Origin of the sequence: Polynucleobacter sp. JS-Mosq-20-D10 (assembly GCF_018687755.1) — a bacterium.
Lineage (GTDB): Bacteria > Pseudomonadota > Gammaproteobacteria > Burkholderiales > Burkholderiaceae > Polynucleobacter.
Genome location: NZ_CP061305.1, coordinates 552,487 through 570,222, shown reverse-complemented (window position 1 = coordinate 570,222; position 17,736 = coordinate 552,487). Strand labels below are relative to the sequence as shown.

The window sequence follows — 17,736 nt, the reverse complement described above, 5'->3', positions numbered from 1 at the left end:
CCAGTTGCTTTAGCGAAACTCTGGCGCAATCAGCGATTGAAACTTTGCTCTGAATTTCGCTAATTTAGGAGCAACGACTGCCATGCAGTAGCCCTGTCCTGGATGCTGACGAAAATAATTCTGGTGATATTCCTCAGCTGGATAAATAACGGGTGCTGCATCAATTTGAGTCACTATTGGATTGGAGTAAATTTTCGCATCTTCTAACTCTTTGACTACTTCATGGGCAGTTGTGGCTTGACTATCGCCATGAGTAAAAATCACTGAACGGTATTGGGTTCCACGGTCATGACCTTGGTAATTCAAGGTGGTTGGGTCATGAATAACAAAAAAGATTTCCAATAAATCACGATAAGACACTACCGCCGGATCAAAGTAAATATCAACGATTTCAGCATGTCCTGTTTGGCCGGAGCAAATAGATTCATAATCTGGGTTTGGCAACACCCCTCCTGCATAGCCTGAAACCACGGCGCTTACGCCGGAGATTTGCTGGTAAACCGCTTCCAGACACCAGAAGCAGCCGCCGCCCAAAGTGGCGCGTTCAAGGGATAGGTAGTTTTTTGGGGTAGTTTCGTTCATGGCTTTATCCTAATACCTTATTCAATCGTTTGCTTGCCCCCAGATAACCCTATGTCGATCAATCGCTTCACACTCCAATTAGATGAAATCAAGGCAGCTTATGCCTCAGAACCCAACCCCACGCTACAGGTTCGCCTTGAGCGGATTGGACGTATTGAGCGGATGATTGCCGCCAATGAAGAAAAAATCTGCAAAGTATTGGCTGCGGATTTCGGCAATCGCCACCCCATTGAGAGCCGTCTACTGGAGTTTCAGATGGTTTATCAGGCTTGCAAACATGTTCGCAAGCACCTCAAGGAATGGATGAAACCGCAGTTAGTAGCAACACCAGGATTTTTAGGCTCCTCTCAAGCCTGGACTCAAATGCAATCTATGGGTGTTGTGGGCATCATGAGTCCTTGGAATTACCCAGTACAACTAGCACTTGTTCCAGCCATCGCTGCTTTCGCAGCAGGTAACCGCGTTTGGCTCAAGCCGTCAGAAAGAAGTTCTCGCACCTCTGGATTCTTGGCTACTTTAATTCAAGAATATTTTCACCCTATTGAATTTTGCGTAACTGTTGGCGGTAATGAAGTTGCAGAATCTTTTGCAGCGCTACCTTTTGATCACCTATTTTTTACGGGCTCAGGAGACGTTGGTAAAAAGGTCATGCGTGCGGCAGCGGATCACCTAACTCCAATTACTTTAGAGTTGGGTGGCAAATCTCCAGCGATTGTCGACTCCTCAGCCAAGCTCAAAGAGGCGGCCGCTAGCATTATTTATGGCAAGCTGGTGAATGGCGGACAAACTTGCATTGCTCCTGATTACGCCGTAATTCACGCAAGTGATTGCAATGTATTTATTCAAGAGCTGCAGAATGCAGCGCAAAACCAATTCTCCAATCCAGAAGAATGTACTGGCGCGATTGATGAGCATCAGCTAGCACGCTGGCAAAAACTAGTTCAAGACGCAGTAGATCATGGTGCGCAAGCAATTCCACTGATTTCACCTACCGACAATACTAGGCTGCCATTTATTCCGGTAGCGCTCTTGAACGTTTCTGAAGATGCGCTGATCATGCAAGAAGAAGTATTCGGCCCCATTCTGCCAATCGTGACAATCAACGATATAGATTCAATCATCCGCTATATCAATGAGCGCCCAATGCCATTAGCCATGTACTGGTTTGGTAAAAATAAGGATGTAATGAAGCGCATTCTGAATGAAACCCGCTCTGGTGGCGTAACAATTAATGACACCCTTCTGCATGCAGCTGTGGAAGATTTACCTTTTGGGGGTATCGGCGCAAGCGGTATGGGCGCTTATCACGGCAAAGCAGGTTTTGAGGCATTTAGTCATCGCAAATCTGTTTTAGAGGTTCGAGGTTTATTTGGTCTCAATTTCTTGCGTGGCACTCAATTAGCGCGACCACCCTACAGTAAAGGTGTTGAGCGTCTATTGCGTTGGCTCAAATAATGACCAATCGAAATTGATTAATAGAGTAGTAGCTTGCCAGCAAAGCCAATTAGTAGAGTCCCCACTAGAAACCAAAGAGCTGCAGCGTAATGTCGGTGCTTATTTAAAGAAGCTAAGAAAAAATTGCCCAGCACAGATTAGGTTGATTAAGTAGGTCATGCTCACTACTTGCAATAAATGACGCCCACAAAGTATGTGGGGAAATCAACAATGCCCACGTTTGAGGGCCAAATAAACCAATTCATCACCTGATCATAATTAAATTCGGGAAAACCCTTGTAATAAGCTTCTTGAAATGCCATAATGGGAAGCTTTTTAAAGCAATTTGATTCATCGCCCCCCAGCTATATTTCAGCGCATCGTTTAGAAGTCATAAACACCGAATTTACAAAAACGCGCTGCCGCCTGTCTGATGGTCGATGCCTTTGACCATCACACTCAATAAAAAACAGAGAGTGTATACACGGAGACATCCCATTAATGGGATGTGCAATAGCATGACTTTTTCTAAAGAAACCAATCCCGCTGGAACTGAATTCCAGAATTTCGCCCTCGCGGCGCCACTCCTTAAAAACGTTGCTGAACTGGGTTATACCCAAGCCACTGAAGTGCAAGCTCAGGTTATTCCTGCCGCTCTTGCTGGCGGTGACTTATTAGTCAGCAGCCAAACTGGTAGCGGCAAAACTGCAGCCTTCTTATTGCCTTTGATTAATCAACTCATCGAAGACAATCCAAATGGTTCACCTGTACCAGGCCGTGCACAGCCTAAGGTCTTAGTACTCTGCCCTACTCGTGAATTAGCTCAACAAGTTGCCGCTGATGCAGTGAACTTGGTTCGCGGCATGAAAGGCATTCGCATTGCAACCGTCATGGGTGGTATGCCTTACGGCAAGCAAATCCAAGCGCTTAAAGGTGCATTGTTAGTTGTTGCAACTCCTGGTCGTTTACTCGACCTGACCGACAGTAAAGCAATTCGCTTAGATGATGTAAAGCAACTCGTTATTGATGAAGCAGACCGTATGCTCGACATGGGATTTGCCGATGATCTCGAGGCAATTGACAAGCGTTGCGCTAGTCGTACCCAAACTTTGATGTTCTCTGCAACTTTTGCGCCAAAGATTATGTCTTTAGCCAATGAGTTGACTACTAATGCCAAGCGCATTGAGCTTGCTCATGCTGGCGAGAAGCACGCGAACATTGAACAGAAGCTGCACTGGGCTGACAGTATGTCACACAAGCACAAATTGCTAGAGCATATTTTGGCTGATGCCTCTTTGGATCAAGCGGTGGTGTTTGCAAGCACTCAAATTGAAAGTGAAAAAATTGCTGACACCTTACGTGCTAACGGCTACGAAGCTAGCGCCCTTCATGGTGCCATGCCTCAGGCTGTACGCATGCGTCGTCTTGAGTCACTACGTAAAGGTCATACTAAGATTTTGGTTGCGACTGACGTAGCAGCCCGCGGTATCGATGTGCCACGTATTAGCCACGTGATTAACTTTGGCTTGCCAATGAAACCTGAAGACTATACGCACCGCATCGGTCGTACAGGTCGCGCAGGTCGCAATGGTGTTGCTATCACTTTAGTTGAACATCGTGATCGCGCCAAAATTCGTAATATCGAACGCTTTACACAGCAAGACATCGTTGCCTCAGTTATTGCTGGCCTTGAGCCACAAGCCAAGCCTAGCTTTGGCGGTGGCGGTGGTGGCAATCGCTCAGGTGGCGGCCGTTCTGGTGGTGGCTTTGGCGGCGGTAATCGCTCTGGTGGCGGTGGCGGTCGCTATGGCTCTGGCGCCCGCTCAGAGTCTCGTTCTGGCGGCGGAGGCGGTGGTAATCGCTCAGGCAATCATTTCGAATCTCGCTCTAGCGATTCACGTCCAGCTAGTGACTCCCGTCCATCCGGTGACTCACGCCCTGCTGGTGCTAATCGATTTGCTGATTCACGCCCTGCGCGTTCTGGCGACTCACGTCCTGCTGGTGGTAATCGCTCTGGTGACTCACGTCCGTCCGCTGGTCCGCGTTTTGGTAAACCCAAAACTGGCGGTCAACGCAGAAGCTTTAGCGGCAACTAAAAATGGTTCACCGTCGTCGCCTCCGTTCTGCATGGAATCGAGTCGGTTCCGGTGAATTACATCAAGCACCACGCCAGTGGCAGCCTTGGCTTAGCGATACCGGTTCTTTAACCCAAAAAATTGAGCGTGCAATCGGACAAAAACTAGAGGTAGTAGTTTTGCGTGATTGCCGCCAAAACCTGAATAGCGACGAGAGTCGCTATTTTCATTTCAAGCTCAAGCGTTGTCGCATCAGAGAGGTACTGCTTTGCGCTAATGATATTCCGCTGGTGATGGCACACAGCATCATCCCCAGTACCAGCTCAAACGGCAGTAATCATCAGGTTCTGCGTTTAGGAAAGAAACCATTGGGTGCAGTGCTATTTGCCAAAACGCGGATGCGCTCCCAAAAGAAACCAACCCGAGAGATTGCTCGCCTTGATAAACAAAGTGCCCTATGGAAAAAATGTTTTCAGCAATATTCAGGGTTGCCACAGGTCAGCTGGGCAAGACGTACGCTATATCAACTGAAAGGACGCCCACTTTTAGTGAGCGAAGTTTTTCTGCCGGCTCTTCTCAATTATCCTGCTAATTAAATTGATAGCCAAGCTTGCGATGCAGCAATCAAAGCCTCATCTCCAGGTTCACAATTCAACACCTCACCAAAGCCAATTTGCTCAGCTGCACCGGCAATATTGTGATGCGGGCAAACCGCTGTAGCGAGATCAAGCGGTAGTTTCGCTTGACCTAAATACCTTACCGCCTCTGATGAAGTGAGAAGCCAAAGTGATTTAGCAAAATCCATCTCATGAATTTCGTTCCAGGCCGAACTATTCAAATCTAAAGGAACGCGAGCATAGACTGAAAATGCTTCAACTTGCGCACCAGCATTTTTTAGAGTGTCAGCGAGCCAATCGCGCCCGCCCTCACCTTTAAAGATGATCACTTTTTTAGTAGGCCAATTCCAGTGCAGATTCTGTAATTCGGTCCATAAGCCCTCAGAATCCCACCGCGTATTACTCAGAGGAAGAATGACTTGCGCGGGGTCACCCTCAAGACCAATGCCATGATTTTTGAGGGCTGCCATGCTGCTACCACCCATAACCCCAATTGGCACAGGATTGTTAGATAGCTCTTGCCAGGAACACTCCAATAAACGCATTGTGCATTCAATGGCATTTGGACTAACAAAGATGGCTAAGTCTGCAGTCTTTAGCGCTTTAGTAATCAGTCCCACCAAAACACCATCGCCCTTTGGGGCAATAGTCAGCAAGGGTAGAGAAATGATCTTGGGGGTAGATTCGGGGGTAAAGCCACTATTGCGTAAGCTCACCTGAAGCGCTTCTGACAACTGACGCGCCTGTCCACTGGGGCGGGTAATGACAATGGTCTTATTGCTCATCCGCAGCTTACCCAATAAATCTTACTTATAAATTCTTATTTAGGTAAACCGTTGGGCAATAAACGCTCAGCACCTTGAGCAATGAGATCTTGTGCTACTAATAACCCTAGAGCCTCTGCATCATCAAGACTCTTTACGGTGCCTTGAGCGCTGGCCAAGCAACTTGCAGTGCCATCCACGCTAGCAACAAAAGAGCGGATATTCATATGATCTTGATCCCAAGTAGCATATGCAGCCAAAGGTACTTCACAAGATCCGCCTAATTGGCGCGACACCATACGTTCAGCAGTCACTGCATAGAGTGTTGGCAAATCGTTGAGAGGCGCAAGCCACTCTTTAATTCTGGGATGCTTAATCAGGGTTTCGATACCAAGAGCACCTTGCCCAGCAGCCGGCGTGTAGGGATCAATAGGTAGCAAAGCCCGAATACGGCTTCCTAGACCCAATCGCTTGAGACCTGCAGCAGCCAAAATAATGGCTTGATATTCACCGCGATCTAATTTAGCCATACGGGTATCTAAATTGCCCCTCAAGGGCTGGATCACCAAATGCGGAAATCTGGATCTGAGAACAGACTCTCTTCGCAAACTAGAAGTGCCCACTACTGCACCCTTTGGCAAATCCTCTAGGCTGGCATAGTCATTAGAGACAAATGCATCATGAGCATCTTCCCGCACCATCACACATGACAAATCAAAGCCCTCAGGCATGACCATAGGAACATCTTTCAGGGAGTGCACCGCCAAATCTGCCCGACCATCTTCTAGGGCAGTTTCTAGCTCTTTTACAAATAAACCCTTTCCACCCACTTTAGAGAGGGCTTTATCCAGTATTTGATCTCCTCTGGTAGTCATACCCAGGATCTGTACATCGCATGCTGGATAGAGCTTTTTAAGACAATCCCGGAGGTATTCAGCCTGCCACATAGCGAGCCGACTCTCACGGGAGGCGATTACTAGGCGCTCAGGAGTGCCAGAGTTAGAGGATGTAGGGCTAGAAATAGGGGTTTGGGACATAGCATTTAAAATAATTAAAGATTTACATCAATATACTGCGTTTATGAGCTCATCCAAAAATTCCCTTTCCAACAAAGCCCAAGCTTGGTCGGCCCGATTTAACGAACCTGTCGACGAACTAGTTCAACGTTATACCGCCTCCATTGGTTTTGATCAACGATTTGCCTTAGTGGATATCGCAGGATCTTTAGCTCACGCAGAAATGCTAGCCACTCAAAAGATAATCGGCGCCCAAGATTTGGCGGATATTCAAAAGGGTATGGCTCAGATCAAACGCGAAATCGAAGCCGGTGAATTTAATTGGCAACTCGCATTGGAGGATGTACATCTGAATATCGAGGCTCGCCTGACTGAGTTAGTTGGCGATGCTGGAAAGCGTCTTCATACTGGTCGTTCGCGCAATGACCAGGTAGCGACTGATTTGCGCCTGTGGTTGCGTGGCAGCGTTGATGAAATCGCAGCCACCCTCAAAACCCTACGCATTGCCTTGCTCAATCTTGCTGAGAATCACGCTGCGACGATCATGCCTGGTCATACTCATTTACAAGTAGCTCAGCCAATTACTTTTGGTCATCACTTGATGGCCTATTACGAAATGTTTAGTCGTGATGCGAGCCGCTTGGCTGATCTGCGCGCCCGCTTTAATCGTTTACCGCTCGGTGCAGCTGCTTTAGCCGGAACAACTTACCCCATCGATCGTGAGCAGGTTGCCAAGATTTTGGGGTTTGATGGCATCTGCAACAACTCTCTTGATGCGGTGTCTGATCGTGACTTTGCGATTGAGTTCTGTGCCTTTGCATCCATCTTGATGATGCATGTGTCCCGCTTATCTGAAGAGCTGGTACTGTGGCTAAGTCCACGCTTTGGCTTTATTGATTTGCCAGATCGCTTCTGTACTGGCAGCTCGATCATGCCGCAGAAAAAGAACCCGGATGTACCGGAATTAGCACGTGGCAAAACTGGTCGCGTCTACGGTGATTTGATTTCTTTATTAACCTTAATGAAGAGCCAGCCATTAGCGTACAACAAAGATAACCAAGAAGACAAAGAGCCTTTGTTTGATGCGGTAGATACCGTACAAGATACCTTGCGCATCTTCGCTGATATGGTTCCCCATATTCAGGTTAAAGCCGATGTGATGAGGGCCGCTGCCGAAGAAGGCTTCGCAACTGCCACCGACCTGGCTGATTACTTAGTTAAAAAAGGTTTGGCTTTCCGTGATGCTCACGAAGCAGTAGCTCATGCAGTGAAAGCCTGTGTAGGCCGCAACTGTATGCTCACCGATTTATCACTCTCTGAATTGCGTTTTGCTTGTGGCTTAGATAACCGTCCTGAGCTGATGGGTGATGATGTCTTTGCTTTACTGACTGTGGATGGCTCTGTAAATTCTCGTCAACATGCTGGTGGTACCGCCCCAGCGCAAGTACTGGCCGCAATTAAACGGGGTCGTGCAGATCTCTAAACTGCATGGGCTTTTGGGGAACATTCTCAACAGGAATTGACCGCCTAAATCAATTCCTGGGCAAGGCAGCCAGCATCATGATTTTGCTATCTTGCGTAGTGTCAGCTGCTAACGCGCTGGTTCGCTACAGTCTAGACATCAGCAATAACTGGCCACTGGAATTACAGTGGTATCTCTTTGCCGGTGCCGTCATGCTAGGTGCTTCGTACACCCTGAAACGCAATGAACATGTTCGGGTAGATTTAATTTACTCGCAGCTTTCTGATCGCGGACGTCTTTATGTAGACCTCTTTGGTTTGATTGTTTTTTTATTGCCCGCTTGCTTATTGTTTGCCTGGCTGTCTTGGACTACTTTGTTTTATCCCTCATGGCTAGTCTTAGAACATTCGCTCAACGCTGGCGGTTTGTCACGCTACCCTATTAAGTTTGTTGTGCCTTTTGGTTTCTTCATGCTGAGTCTTCAGGGGCTATCAGAAATTATTAAACGCATTGGCGCACTGAAAGGTAAAGCAACATTACCCGCTGCCGATCTCCATTATGAAAAGCCCATGCAATGATTCCACTTGAATGGATGCCACCGCTGATGTTTGGCGGGCTCATTGTGTTCATGGTGATCGGCTTTCCGGTAGCCTTTTCTTTAATGGCTGCAGGACTATTCTTTGCTGGCATTGCCATTAGTGAAAACTTCTTTGGTATGCCGTTTTTACAGGCCATACCCCAGCGCATCTTTGGTGGTGTTCTTGCTAACGACCTACTTCTAGCAATCCCCTTCTTCACATTCATGGGCGCCATCTTGGAGCGCTGCGGTCTTGCAGAAGAAATGTTGGACTCTATGGGTCAGCTTTTTGGACGTATTCGGGGTGGACTTGGCTACTCAGTGATTATTGTGGGATTTATTCTGGGGGCTATTACCGGTACCGTAGCCGCTCAGGTGATCGCCATGGCGATGATTTCCCTCCCAGTGATGATGCGTTATGGCTACAACATGCGCTACGCTACAGGCGTTTTAGCGGCTTCTGGGACTATTACCCAGCTTGTACCACCCTCTCTAGTGCTGATTGTTTTGGCCGATCAGCTAAAAACCCAAAGTGGCAGCGCCGATGTTGGCAGCATGTACCTTGGCGCTTGGGGGCCTTCCCTGCTGCAAATCGGCCTATTTGCTCTCTACACCTTTTTCCTATCCCGCTTCAGACCTGATTACCTTCCCGCGGCCCCAGAAAATGAACTCACCCTCAAAGGCTGGGAACTGTGGAAAAAATGTCTACTAGGAATTATTCCCTCGGCGGCGCTGATTTTCTTGGTACTGGGAACCATCATGACTGGAATCGCAACCCCAACCGAATCTGGCGCCATGGGAGCGATGGGTGCTTTACTTTTGGCATGGATTCGTAGAGCAAGCATTCCGAATCTCAAGGGCTTGATACAGCAGGCCTATCAAAACACCATGCGGATTACGGCGATGGTGGTATTCATCTTAATTGGTTCGACTTGCTTCTCAGTTGTCTTCCAAGGTGTTGATGGCGGTCACTGGGTAGAAACATTGTTTTCCAATCTGCCAGGAGGCTGGATTGGATTCTTAGTGGTTGTGAATCTGTTTGTTTTCTTCTTAGCATTCTTCTTGGACTTCTTTGAAATCGCTTTCATCGTTGTGCCTCTGCTTGCACCAGTCGCAGTCAAACTACTGGCACCAGTATTACTTGCCTCCATGAATGGCAACTCCCAAGCAGCAGCCAGCGCAGCTCTAGTGTGGTTCGGCGTCATGCTGTGCGTCAATATGCAAACCTCATTTATGCATCCCCCATTTGGGTTTGCACTGTTCTATCTGCGTGGCGTTGCACCTAAAGAAGTCAAGAGTAGCGATATCTACTGGGGTGCATTACCTTGGGTTGTTCTGCAACTCATCATGGTTGTGGTAGTTGCAGCATTCCCAGCGTTAGTCACCACATTGCTAGATAAGCCTGCTGCAGTGATTCAGAGCCAAGACTTTAATTTCACCGGGGGTGATGAAGTCAAGCCAGATGACCCATCAAGCAAGACTAATGAAGATGCTCCGGTAGTCTTTCAGCTAGATAAGCCAGGTAAATAAAAAAACCACCCGTAGGTGGTTTTTTTATTAAGTAGATCTCAATTACAAAGTGATATCTGGCTCCTGCCTTACGCAATCAACGTAGTACTCACTACTTCCATTGACATCACCCTTTACCAGTCCATGAATATCAGTCTCAAAGCCCGGGAATTGCGCATTGAAGTCACGGGCAAAGTAGAGGTAGTCAATGATGCGTTTATTGAAACGCTCGCCCGGAATCAGCAATGGAATACCTGGAGGATATGGAGTGACTAGCATTGCAGTAATGCGATCTTCAAGTTGATCCAAGGGAACGCGATCCACTTTTTTGTGTGCCATCTTTGCCCAAGCTTCTGAAGGCATCATCGCTGGCACCATATCCGAGGTGTACATCTCCGTAGTCATACGAGCTACATTACGACCCTTATAGAACTCATGGATCTGCTGACAGATATCTTTGAGGCCGACGCGCTCATAGCGAGGGTGTTTAGCAACGAACTCTGGCAATACTTTCCACAAGGGAGCATTCTTATCAAAGTGGTCTTTAAATTGCTGTAGCTCAGTTACCAACGTATTCCAACGACCCTTAGTGATACCGATGGTGAACATGATGAAGAAAGAGTACAAACCGCACTTCTCTACGATCACGCCGTGCTCAGCCAAGTACTTGGTCACAATGCTCGCCGGTATACCCATAGAACCGAAGTTACCCTCAACATCTAAACCAGGCGTAACTACTGTCGCCTTGATGGGGTCGAGCATGTTGAAGTCTTGTGCAATATTGCCAAAGTCATGCCAGCTATCATTGGGCGCCAGTATCCAATCTGAACGCTCACCAATACCCTCTTCAGTTAGGTGATCTGGACCCCAAACCTTAAACCACCAGTCTGCGCCAAACTTATCATCCACTTCACGCATTGCGCGGCGGAAGTCCATTGCCTCAGCGATAGATTCTTCAACGAGCGTAGTGCCGCCAGGAGACTCCATCATGGCAGCAGACACATCGCAAGAAGCGATGATGGCGTACTGGGGGCTAGTAGAGGTGTGCATCAAATAGGCTTCATTGAAACAGTCGCGATCAAGCTTATGTTCTTCTGCGTCCTGCACCAATACCTGCGAAGCTTGTGAGAGACCAGCCAATAACTTATGGGTTGATTGAGTAGCAAACATCAAACTCTTTTTAGTGCGCTTGCGATCCGATCCGATGGCATGCATATCTTTATAGAAAGGATGGAATGCAGCATGTGGCAACCAAGCTTCATCGAAATGTAATGAATCGACTTTGCCATCGAGCATGTCTTTAATCATCTCGACGTTGTAGACGATACCGTCATAAGTACTTTGCGTGAGCGTCATGACGCGTGGCACCACGTTCTTATCTTTAATGAAGGGGTTAGCATCAATTTTCTTCTTGATGTTTTTCCACTCAAACTCTTCTTTAGGAATCGGGCCAATAATGCCGAGGTGATTACGCGTTGGCATCAAGAAGATCGGAATCGCGCCCATCATCGTGATCGAATGAATTACGGACTTATGGCAGTTGCGGTCTACCAGCACTACATCACCAGGGGCAACGGTAGAGTGCCAAACAATCTTGTTGGAAGTTGATGTACCGTTTGTCACAAAGAACAAATGATCAGCGTTAAAGATACGTGCAGCATTGCGCTCGCTTTGCAATACAGGCCCAGTGTGATCTAACAGCTGACCTAATTCTTCCACTGCATTACAGACGTCAGCACGCAGCATATTCTCACCAAAGAATTGATGAAACATACGCCCTACCGGGCTCTTCAAGAAAGCCACGCCACCAGAGTGCCCAGGACAATGCCAAGAGTAAGAACCTTCAGAGGCGTAATTTGTTAAGGCGCGAAAGAATGGGGGCGCCAATGAATCGAGGTACACCTTGGCCTCACGAATGATGTGGCGCGCTACAAACTCTGGCGTATCTTCATTCATATGAATAAAGCCATGCAACTCGCGCAAGATGTCATTCGGCATATGGCGTGAAGTACGGGTCTCGCCATACAAGAAGATTGGAATATCTTCGTTGCGTTTACGTACTTCAGTAATAAAAGCACGTAAATTATTTAATGCAGGTAAGTCATGGTCTTCAGAATCAGAGACGAACTCCTCATCATCGATCGACACAATAAAACTAGAAGCACGGGAGGCCTGCTGGGCAAAGGATGTGAGATCTCCATAACTAGTTAAGCCAATCACCTCCATGCCCTCGTTTTCAATCGCCTCCGCTAAATCGCGAATACCCGAACCTGAAATATTTTCAGAGCGAAAGTCCTCATCAATAATGATGATTGGAAAACGAAATTTCATGTGTACCCTTTAAAGTCGCCAATACGGCGATTAAGCAGATTAAGCAGATTAAGTCTTTGGCAGAGTAACGCCGACTTGGCCTTGATACTTACCGCCACGATCTTTGTACGATGTGCCACACACTTCATCGCTTTCAAAGAACAGAACTTGTGCACATCCTTCGCCAGCATAAATCTTTGCGGGCAATGGGGTCGTATTAGAAAACTCGAGTGTGACGTAACCCTCCCATTCAGGCTCGAATGGAGTGACGTTCACAATAATTCCGCAACGTGCATACGTACTTTTACCGACGCACACCGTTAAGACACTGCGTGGTATCTTGAAGTACTCAACTGTTCTTGCCAAAGCGAAAGAGTTTGGCGGAATAATACAAACCGGACCCTTGAAATCAACAAACGATTGTTCATCGAAATTCTTGGGATCAACGATAGTGCTGTTGATATTCGTGAAAATCTTGAATTCATCAGCACAACGAATGTCATAGCCATAGCTTGAAGTGCCATAGCTCACAATTTTTTGCCCGGCAGCATCATGGCGGACCTGCCCAGGTTCAAATGGGCTGATCATGCCTTGCTCGCCCATACGGCGGATCCAGTGGTCAGATTTAATAGTCATGGCCGAATTGTAAAACCATCACGGGCCATATGCCCACGAATTTACGAGGCAACAGGCGGAGAGCTAAAAATCACCCTCTCTGGGGCGTTAAAGATCTCAAAATGCTTCCCAGAACAACGGGATAGCAGGGTGAGATTGGTTTTGCGGGCAAGCTCCAAGCCCATTAAGGTCATGCCAGAGCGAGTCATTAGGAAGGGGATGCCCATCTGAGCGCCTTTAATGACCATCTCGGAGGTGAGGCGTCCGGTAGTAAAGAAGATCAGGTCTTTGCCTGGCTTGTCTGCGAGCCACATCAGCCCAGAGATTGAGTCAACGGCATTGTGACGCCCAACATCCTCAATAAAATGCAAGAGGCGGACGTTGTTGTTGCCGTCCCGCTCAAACACGGCGCAAGCGTGAACTGAGCCAGATTTTTTATAGATGGTGTCATGAACTCGAATGCTATCAATCAGATCAACGATGGCCTCTTGGGTTAACTGAGGGCCATCCGGTAATCTGATCCCTGCCATCTCCTCAATCAAGCCACCAAACATGGTGCCTTGGCCACAGCCCGTCGTTACAACGCGCTTGCTGGTGAGGGCATCGATATCGACCGTGCTGCGATGAGTCTTGACTGCCGCTGAATCCGTTTCCCAATCCACCTGAATACTCGCAATATCATCTGGCGACTCTACTAGGCGTTGATTACGCAAATAGCCCAGAACGAGAGCTTCAGGAGCACTCCCCAAGGTCATCAGTGTGACCACCTCCCGCTTATCTAAGTAAATGGTTAAAGGGCGCTCACCGGGGATATGGGTGGTCTTGATGCGCCCTGCCTCATCCATGACCTGCACCTCGTGCACCAAGGGCACGGAGGCGTGAGACATCTGAATGTTGTGGGGCAAAGCCATAAAACGCCTCTTTAATAGGTTCAAATCGGTGTTAACTTTAACCGCAGACTAAAATTGGTGCTTAAGCGGGGCTCCAAGCCCCATAATCTTGTATTCCCATTTGTTGAAACTTTTATATTTAAGTCCGCATGAGTAGCCCCAAACGTCGTCTGCTAGTTACCTCCGCCTTACCTTATGCCAATGGCCAGATTCATATTGGGCATTTAGTGGAGTATGTCCAGACAGATATTTGGGTTCGCTTTCAGAGGATGCGTGGTCACGAAGTGCACTATGTTGGCGCTGATGATACCCACGGCACTCCGATTATGTTGCGTGCCGAAAAAGAGGGGCTCACTCCTAAAGAACTCATCGCGAATGTTTGGAAAGAGCACAAGCGCGACTTTGATGATTTCTTAATCTCGTTTGATAACTATTACACCACTGATAGCCCTGAGAATGAAAAGCTGTCTCACAGCATCTACCTCAAATTACGTGATGCCGGCTTAATTGAAATGCGCTCCATTGAACAAGCATACGATCCCGTTAAAGAAATGTTCTTGCCAGATCGCTTTATCAAAGGCGAGTGCCCTAAGTGTGGCGCCAAAGATCAGTACGGTGACTCTTGCGAAAAGTGTGGGGCAACCTATTCCCCAACCGATTTGAAAAACCCGTTCTCAGTAGTGAGCGGTGCAACACCCATTAAAAAAGTTTCCGATCATTATTTCTTTAAGTTATCCGATCCCCGCTGCGAAACCTTCTTACGTGACTGGACTCAGGTAAGAACCCCACTGCAACCTGAAGCTCGCAACAAAATGAAGGAATGGGTTGGACAACCTGGAGACAGTAAGTTAGGTGACTGGGATATCTCCCGTGATGCGCCCTACTTCGGCTTCGAAATTCCGGATGCACCAGGCAAATATTTCTATGTTTGGCTTGATGCTCCGATCGGCTACTATGCGAGCTTCCTCAATTACTGCCAAGCTAAAGGCATGAACTTTGAGGAATGGGTCAGGCCCGATACGACTACAGAGCAGTACCATTTCATCGGTAAAGATATTCTGTATTTCCACACACTCTTTTGGCCAGCAACTCTGCACTTTGCAGGTTACCGCACGCCAACCAATGTGTTTGCTCATGGCTTCCTCACGGTCGATGGTGAGAAGATGAGTAAATCACGTGGCACTTTAATTTCCGCACATAGCGTGATTGAGTCCGGCTTTAATCCAGAGTGGTTCCGTTATTACTTTGCAACTAAACTCAATGACAGTATGGAAGATTTAGATTTGAATCTCCAAGACTTTGTTGCTCGAGTAAACAGCGATCTTTTGGGTAAGTACATCAACATTGCGAGTCGTAGTGCCGGTTTCTTGGTTAAGCGTTTTGGTGGAGTGGTTTCTGATGCAGCGATGACTAATCCACTGCTGACTGACCTTGCATCTGCTGGTGAAAAAATTGCTGACCTGTATGAAGCTCGTGAATATGCCAAGGCATTGCGGACCATCATGGAATTGGCCGACAAGGTTAATGCTTTTGTGGATGAAAATAAACCTTGGGAAATCGCCAAAGATCCTCAGCGCGAGTCTGACTTACAACGAGTCTGCAGCGTCACCTTAGAGGCATTCCGTTTATTGAGTCTTTATCTAAAGCCAGTACTGCCACAAGTCACGGCTGGGGTTGAGGACTTCCTCTCTGTGCCAGCTATGTCTTGGAATGACGTTAAAACACCGCTCTCCAGCCAAAATCTGATCAAACCCTATAAACATCTCATGACGCGTGTTGAAGCGCCTCAAATCGAGGCTTTATTGGCTGCAAATCTCTAAAAATAGGGTCAAAAGAGCAAATTTCTAGGAATTAGCCAAAAAGTCGGCGGGTTTGTAGGAAAAATCGTTAATAATGATGGCCTAGGCAATACATTGCTTCGCAGTAATTTTTTGTAAGTTATTGAATTTAATAAGAATTTTAGGAAATATGATGGCTAGGTATACATCCGAATTCACCCAGTTCTTAAATGAGCTCAAATCCGAGAAACCAGATCTCGAAGCAGGTCAGCAAGCTGGTCGTGCACTCCTCTGGGATAGAGAGCCCTTGACTACCGAAGATCAACATCGCGCAAAGGCAGCTAAATTAAAACAACGCGCTTACGTGTATTCGAATGACTAACTCAGGCAATACCTTGGGATCTGAGCCAAGCGTTCAAACAGAGTTGCTTGACAGCACGCCATCGGTTACTGATGGGATGTCATCGGCATTCGCCAAACTATATGGTGAGCCGCTATTTAAGCTTCCCACAGATCTCTATATTCCGCCTGATGCTCTAGAAGTTTTTCTAGAGGCATTTGAAGGTCCGCTTGATCTTTTGCTTTACCTGATTCGTAAACAGAATTTCAATGTACTTGATATTCCAATGGCACAGGTGACTCAGCAGTATCTAAGTTACATCGATCAAATCCGCCATCACAACTTAGAGCTTGCCGCCGAGTATCTTTTAATGGCGGCCATGTTGATTGAGATTAAATCTCGCATGCTGTTGCCAATGAAGAAGGCTGATAGCGATGAAGATGTTGAAGATCCACGTGCAGAACTGGTTCGCCGCCTCTTAGAGTACGAGCGCATGAAGTTGGCTGCACAAGAGCTTGACCAAATTCCGCAACATGGGCGTGATTTCCAAATAGCTCATGGTTATGTTGATACCACCGTTGCAGTGACTTGGCCTGAGGTCAATCAAGATGATCTGCAAATGGCTTGGCGTGATGTGCTGCACCGTGCAAAACTGAACCAACACCATACGATTACCCGTGAGGAATTATCTGTTCGCGATTTCATGACACGCATCTTGCGTCGCCTACAAAACACACGCTTTGTCGAGTTTGGTGAGTTATTTGAAGAGGCCATCAAATCCGGCAAAGGTATTCCGATAGTCATCGTGAACTTCATTGCAATGCTAGAGCTCTCACGTGAGGCTTTAGTTGAAATTACTCAAGCAGAGCCATACGCTCCAATCTACGTTCGCCTTGCCTATACCCCTGTTGCATGAAAATTATTAGCGATATACAAGAGTTGCGCGACCACTTGCGCGGACAAAATCGCGCCTCCTTTGTGCCAACTATGGGCAATCTCCATGAAGGTCATTTATCACTGATGCGTCTTGCTAGGCAACATGGTGATCCGGTCGTCGCGAGCATCTTTGTTAACCGCCTACAATTTGGACCAAACGAAGATTTTGATAGCTACCCGCGTACCATGCAGGCGGATATCGATAAGCTCGAAAAAGAAGGCGTGTACATTTTGTTTGCACCAACCGAGCGCGACTTGTATCCACAGCCCCAAGAGTACCGAGTCGACCCACCACAGCAACTAGGTGACATCCTTGAGGGCGAATTCCGCCCCGGCTTCTTTAAAGGTGTTTGCACTGTTGTACTCAAGCTGCTGTCCTGCGTACAACCCAAAGTAGCAGTCTTCGGCAAAAAAGATTACCAGCAACTGATGATTATTCGCCAGATGGCAAAACAGTTTGCCCTCCCAGTTGATATCATCCCAGGGGAAACGATTCGCGCTGAAGATGGTCTTGCCCTCTCCTCTCGTAATTGCTATCTCTCCGTTGAAGAGCGTCTAGAGGCGCCTGAACTTCAAAAAGTCTTGAAGGAGGTACGGGAGCAAGTATTGCAATTAAATGTCCGTAACATCGATGTATTGTCGGAAATTGAAAAAGCCGCAGCTACGCAATTAGCTGGTCGTGGTTGGAATCCAGACTACATCGCCATACGCCAACAAAGCGATTTAGCACCTTCCTCAAATGACAGACTACAGGCTGGCGAACCATTAGTCATTCTGACGGCCGCCAAGCTGGGCAAAACACGTCTGATTGATAATTTAGAAATTTAATTT

At 47.4% G+C, this 17,736-nt stretch carries 16 protein-coding genes; 10 read left to right on the top strand and 6 right to left on the bottom strand.

Going from position 1 to position 17,736, the window contains the following annotated elements:
- Positions 1 to 9 precede the first annotated feature (9 nt).
- Positions 10 to 582, bottom strand: a complete 573-nt coding sequence (msrA, locus tag FD967_RS02975) for a peptide-methionine (S)-S-oxide reductase MsrA (protein ID WP_215326647.1) — start codon at positions 580 to 582, stop codon at positions 10 to 12.
- Positions 583 to 633: 51 nt separating this feature from the next.
- On the opposite strand from msrA, the gene FD967_RS02970 reads away from it, so the two are divergent.
- The 3 genes from FD967_RS02970 to FD967_RS02960 all read left to right on the top strand — a co-directional run bounded on the left by FD967_RS02970 (position 634) and on the right by FD967_RS02960 (position 4,687).
- Positions 634 to 2,037 (top strand): coniferyl aldehyde dehydrogenase, encoded by a 1,404-nt coding sequence (locus FD967_RS02970; RefSeq protein WP_251369081.1) that lies wholly within the window; start codon positions 634 to 636, stop codon positions 2,035 to 2,037.
- A gap of 497 nt (positions 2,038 to 2,534) precedes the next feature.
- A complete protein-coding gene (locus tag FD967_RS02965) occupies positions 2,535 to 4,112 on the top strand; it encodes a DEAD/DEAH box helicase (protein WP_215326646.1) in 1,578 nt (525 codons plus the stop codon).
- Between the two features lie 2 nt (positions 4,113 to 4,114).
- Positions 4,115 to 4,687, top strand: coding sequence for a chorismate lyase (locus tag FD967_RS02960; protein WP_215326644.1), 573 nt, complete (start codon positions 4,115 to 4,117; stop codon positions 4,685 to 4,687).
- Here the strand turns inward: FD967_RS02960 and FD967_RS02955 are convergent.
- On the bottom strand, positions 4,684 to 5,493 hold the full coding sequence (locus tag FD967_RS02955) for a uroporphyrinogen-III synthase (protein WP_215326642.1): 810 nt from the start codon (positions 5,491 to 5,493) through the stop codon (positions 4,684 to 4,686). The genes FD967_RS02960 and FD967_RS02955 overlap by 4 nt on opposite strands.
- A gap of 35 nt (positions 5,494 to 5,528) precedes the next feature.
- Positions 5,529 to 6,509 (bottom strand): hydroxymethylbilane synthase, encoded by a 981-nt coding sequence (gene hemC, locus FD967_RS02950; protein ID WP_215326640.1) that lies wholly within the window; start codon positions 6,507 to 6,509, stop codon positions 5,529 to 5,531.
- Positions 6,510 to 6,552: 43 nt separating this feature from the next.
- Between hemC and argH the strand changes: the two genes are divergently transcribed.
- Genes argH through FD967_RS02935 form a run of 3 tightly spaced genes read left to right on the top strand, consistent with a single transcriptional unit; the run spans position 6,553 to position 10,057 of the window.
- A complete protein-coding gene (argH, locus tag FD967_RS02945) occupies positions 6,553 to 7,971 on the top strand; it encodes an argininosuccinate lyase (protein ID WP_215326639.1) in 1,419 nt (472 codons plus the stop codon).
- Between the two features lie 5 nt (positions 7,972 to 7,976).
- On the top strand, positions 7,977 to 8,528 hold the full coding sequence (locus FD967_RS02940; protein ID WP_215326638.1) for a TRAP transporter small permease subunit: 552 nt from the start codon (positions 7,977 to 7,979) through the stop codon (positions 8,526 to 8,528).
- Positions 8,525 to 10,057: a TRAP transporter large permease subunit gene (locus FD967_RS02935; protein ID WP_215326637.1), complete on the top strand. Its 1,533-nt coding sequence runs from the start codon at positions 8,525 to 8,527 to the stop codon at positions 10,055 to 10,057. The genes FD967_RS02940 and FD967_RS02935 overlap by 4 nt, the downstream gene beginning before the upstream one ends.
- Before the next feature lie 42 nt (positions 10,058 to 10,099).
- Here the strand turns inward: FD967_RS02935 and FD967_RS02930 are convergent, their stop codons facing one another.
- Genes FD967_RS02930 through FD967_RS02920 form a run of 3 tightly spaced genes read right to left on the bottom strand, consistent with a single transcriptional unit; the run spans position 10,100 to position 13,866 of the window.
- Positions 10,100 to 12,367, bottom strand: coding sequence for an arginine/lysine/ornithine decarboxylase (locus FD967_RS02930; protein ID WP_215326636.1), 2,268 nt, complete (start codon positions 12,365 to 12,367; stop codon positions 10,100 to 10,102).
- A gap of 48 nt (positions 12,368 to 12,415) precedes the next feature.
- Positions 12,416 to 12,982, bottom strand: coding sequence for a dCTP deaminase (dcd, locus tag FD967_RS02925; protein WP_173959774.1), 567 nt, complete (start codon positions 12,980 to 12,982; stop codon positions 12,416 to 12,418).
- 41 nt (positions 12,983 to 13,023) lie between these two features.
- Positions 13,024 to 13,866: a formate dehydrogenase accessory sulfurtransferase FdhD gene (locus FD967_RS02920; protein ID WP_215327145.1), complete on the bottom strand. Its 843-nt coding sequence runs from the start codon at positions 13,864 to 13,866 to the stop codon at positions 13,024 to 13,026.
- A 134-nt stretch (positions 13,867 to 14,000) separates the two neighbouring features.
- Here FD967_RS02920 and metG point away from each other — a divergent pair, with 134 nt between their 5' ends.
- From metG to panC, 4 genes are all read left to right on the top strand, one after another.
- Positions 14,001 to 15,671 (top strand): methionine--tRNA ligase, encoded by a 1,671-nt coding sequence (metG, locus tag FD967_RS02915; protein ID WP_215326635.1) that lies wholly within the window; start codon positions 14,001 to 14,003, stop codon positions 15,669 to 15,671.
- 151 nt (positions 15,672 to 15,822) lie between these two features.
- On the top strand, positions 15,823 to 16,011 hold the full coding sequence (locus FD967_RS02910; RefSeq protein WP_215326634.1) for a DUF3460 family protein: 189 nt from the start codon (positions 15,823 to 15,825) through the stop codon (positions 16,009 to 16,011).
- Between the two features lie 76 nt (positions 16,012 to 16,087).
- Positions 16,088 to 16,885: a ScpA family protein gene (locus FD967_RS02905; RefSeq protein ID WP_371819317.1), complete on the top strand. Its 798-nt coding sequence runs from the start codon at positions 16,088 to 16,090 to the stop codon at positions 16,883 to 16,885.
- Positions 16,882 to 17,733: a pantoate--beta-alanine ligase gene (gene panC / locus FD967_RS02900; RefSeq protein WP_215326630.1), complete on the top strand. Its 852-nt coding sequence runs from the start codon at positions 16,882 to 16,884 to the stop codon at positions 17,731 to 17,733. The genes FD967_RS02905 and panC overlap by 4 nt, the downstream gene beginning before the upstream one ends.
- Positions 17,734 to 17,736 lie beyond the last annotated feature (3 nt).

Excerpts from the sequence above, each read along its gene's own strand:
- msrA (WP_215326647.1), bottom strand. The coding sequence starts at position 582 with ATGAACGAAACTACCCCAAAAAACTACCTATCCCTTGAACGCGCCACT.
- FD967_RS02970 (WP_251369081.1), top strand. The coding sequence starts at position 634 with ATGTCGATCAATCGCTTCACACTCCAATTAGATGAAATCAAGGCAGCT.
- FD967_RS02965 (WP_215326646.1), top strand. The coding sequence starts at position 2,535 with ATGACTTTTTCTAAAGAAACCAATCCCGCTGGAACTGAATTCCAGAAT.
- FD967_RS02960 (WP_215326644.1), top strand. The coding sequence starts at position 4,115 with ATGGTTCACCGTCGTCGCCTCCGTTCTGCATGGAATCGAGTCGGTTCC.
- FD967_RS02955 (WP_215326642.1), bottom strand. The coding sequence starts at position 5,493 with ATGAGCAATAAGACCATTGTCATTACCCGCCCCAGTGGACAGGCGCGT.
- hemC (WP_215326640.1), bottom strand. The coding sequence starts at position 6,509 with ATGTCCCAAACCCCTATTTCTAGCCCTACATCCTCTAACTCTGGCACT.
- argH (WP_215326639.1), top strand. The coding sequence starts at position 6,553 with ATGAGCTCATCCAAAAATTCCCTTTCCAACAAAGCCCAAGCTTGGTCG.
- FD967_RS02940 (WP_215326638.1), top strand. The coding sequence starts at position 7,977 with ATGGGCTTTTGGGGAACATTCTCAACAGGAATTGACCGCCTAAATCAA.
- FD967_RS02935 (WP_215326637.1), top strand. The coding sequence starts at position 8,525 with ATGATTCCACTTGAATGGATGCCACCGCTGATGTTTGGCGGGCTCATT.
- FD967_RS02930 (WP_215326636.1), bottom strand. The coding sequence starts at position 12,367 with ATGAAATTTCGTTTTCCAATCATCATTATTGATGAGGACTTTCGCTCT.
- dcd (WP_173959774.1), bottom strand. The coding sequence starts at position 12,982 with ATGACTATTAAATCTGACCACTGGATCCGCCGTATGGGCGAGCAAGGC.
- metG (WP_215326635.1), top strand. The coding sequence starts at position 14,001 with ATGAGTAGCCCCAAACGTCGTCTGCTAGTTACCTCCGCCTTACCTTAT.
- FD967_RS02910 (WP_215326634.1), top strand. The coding sequence starts at position 15,823 with ATGGCTAGGTATACATCCGAATTCACCCAGTTCTTAAATGAGCTCAAA.
- FD967_RS02905 (WP_371819317.1), top strand. The coding sequence starts at position 16,088 with ATGTCATCGGCATTCGCCAAACTATATGGTGAGCCGCTATTTAAGCTT.
- panC (WP_215326630.1), top strand. The coding sequence starts at position 16,882 with ATGAAAATTATTAGCGATATACAAGAGTTGCGCGACCACTTGCGCGGA.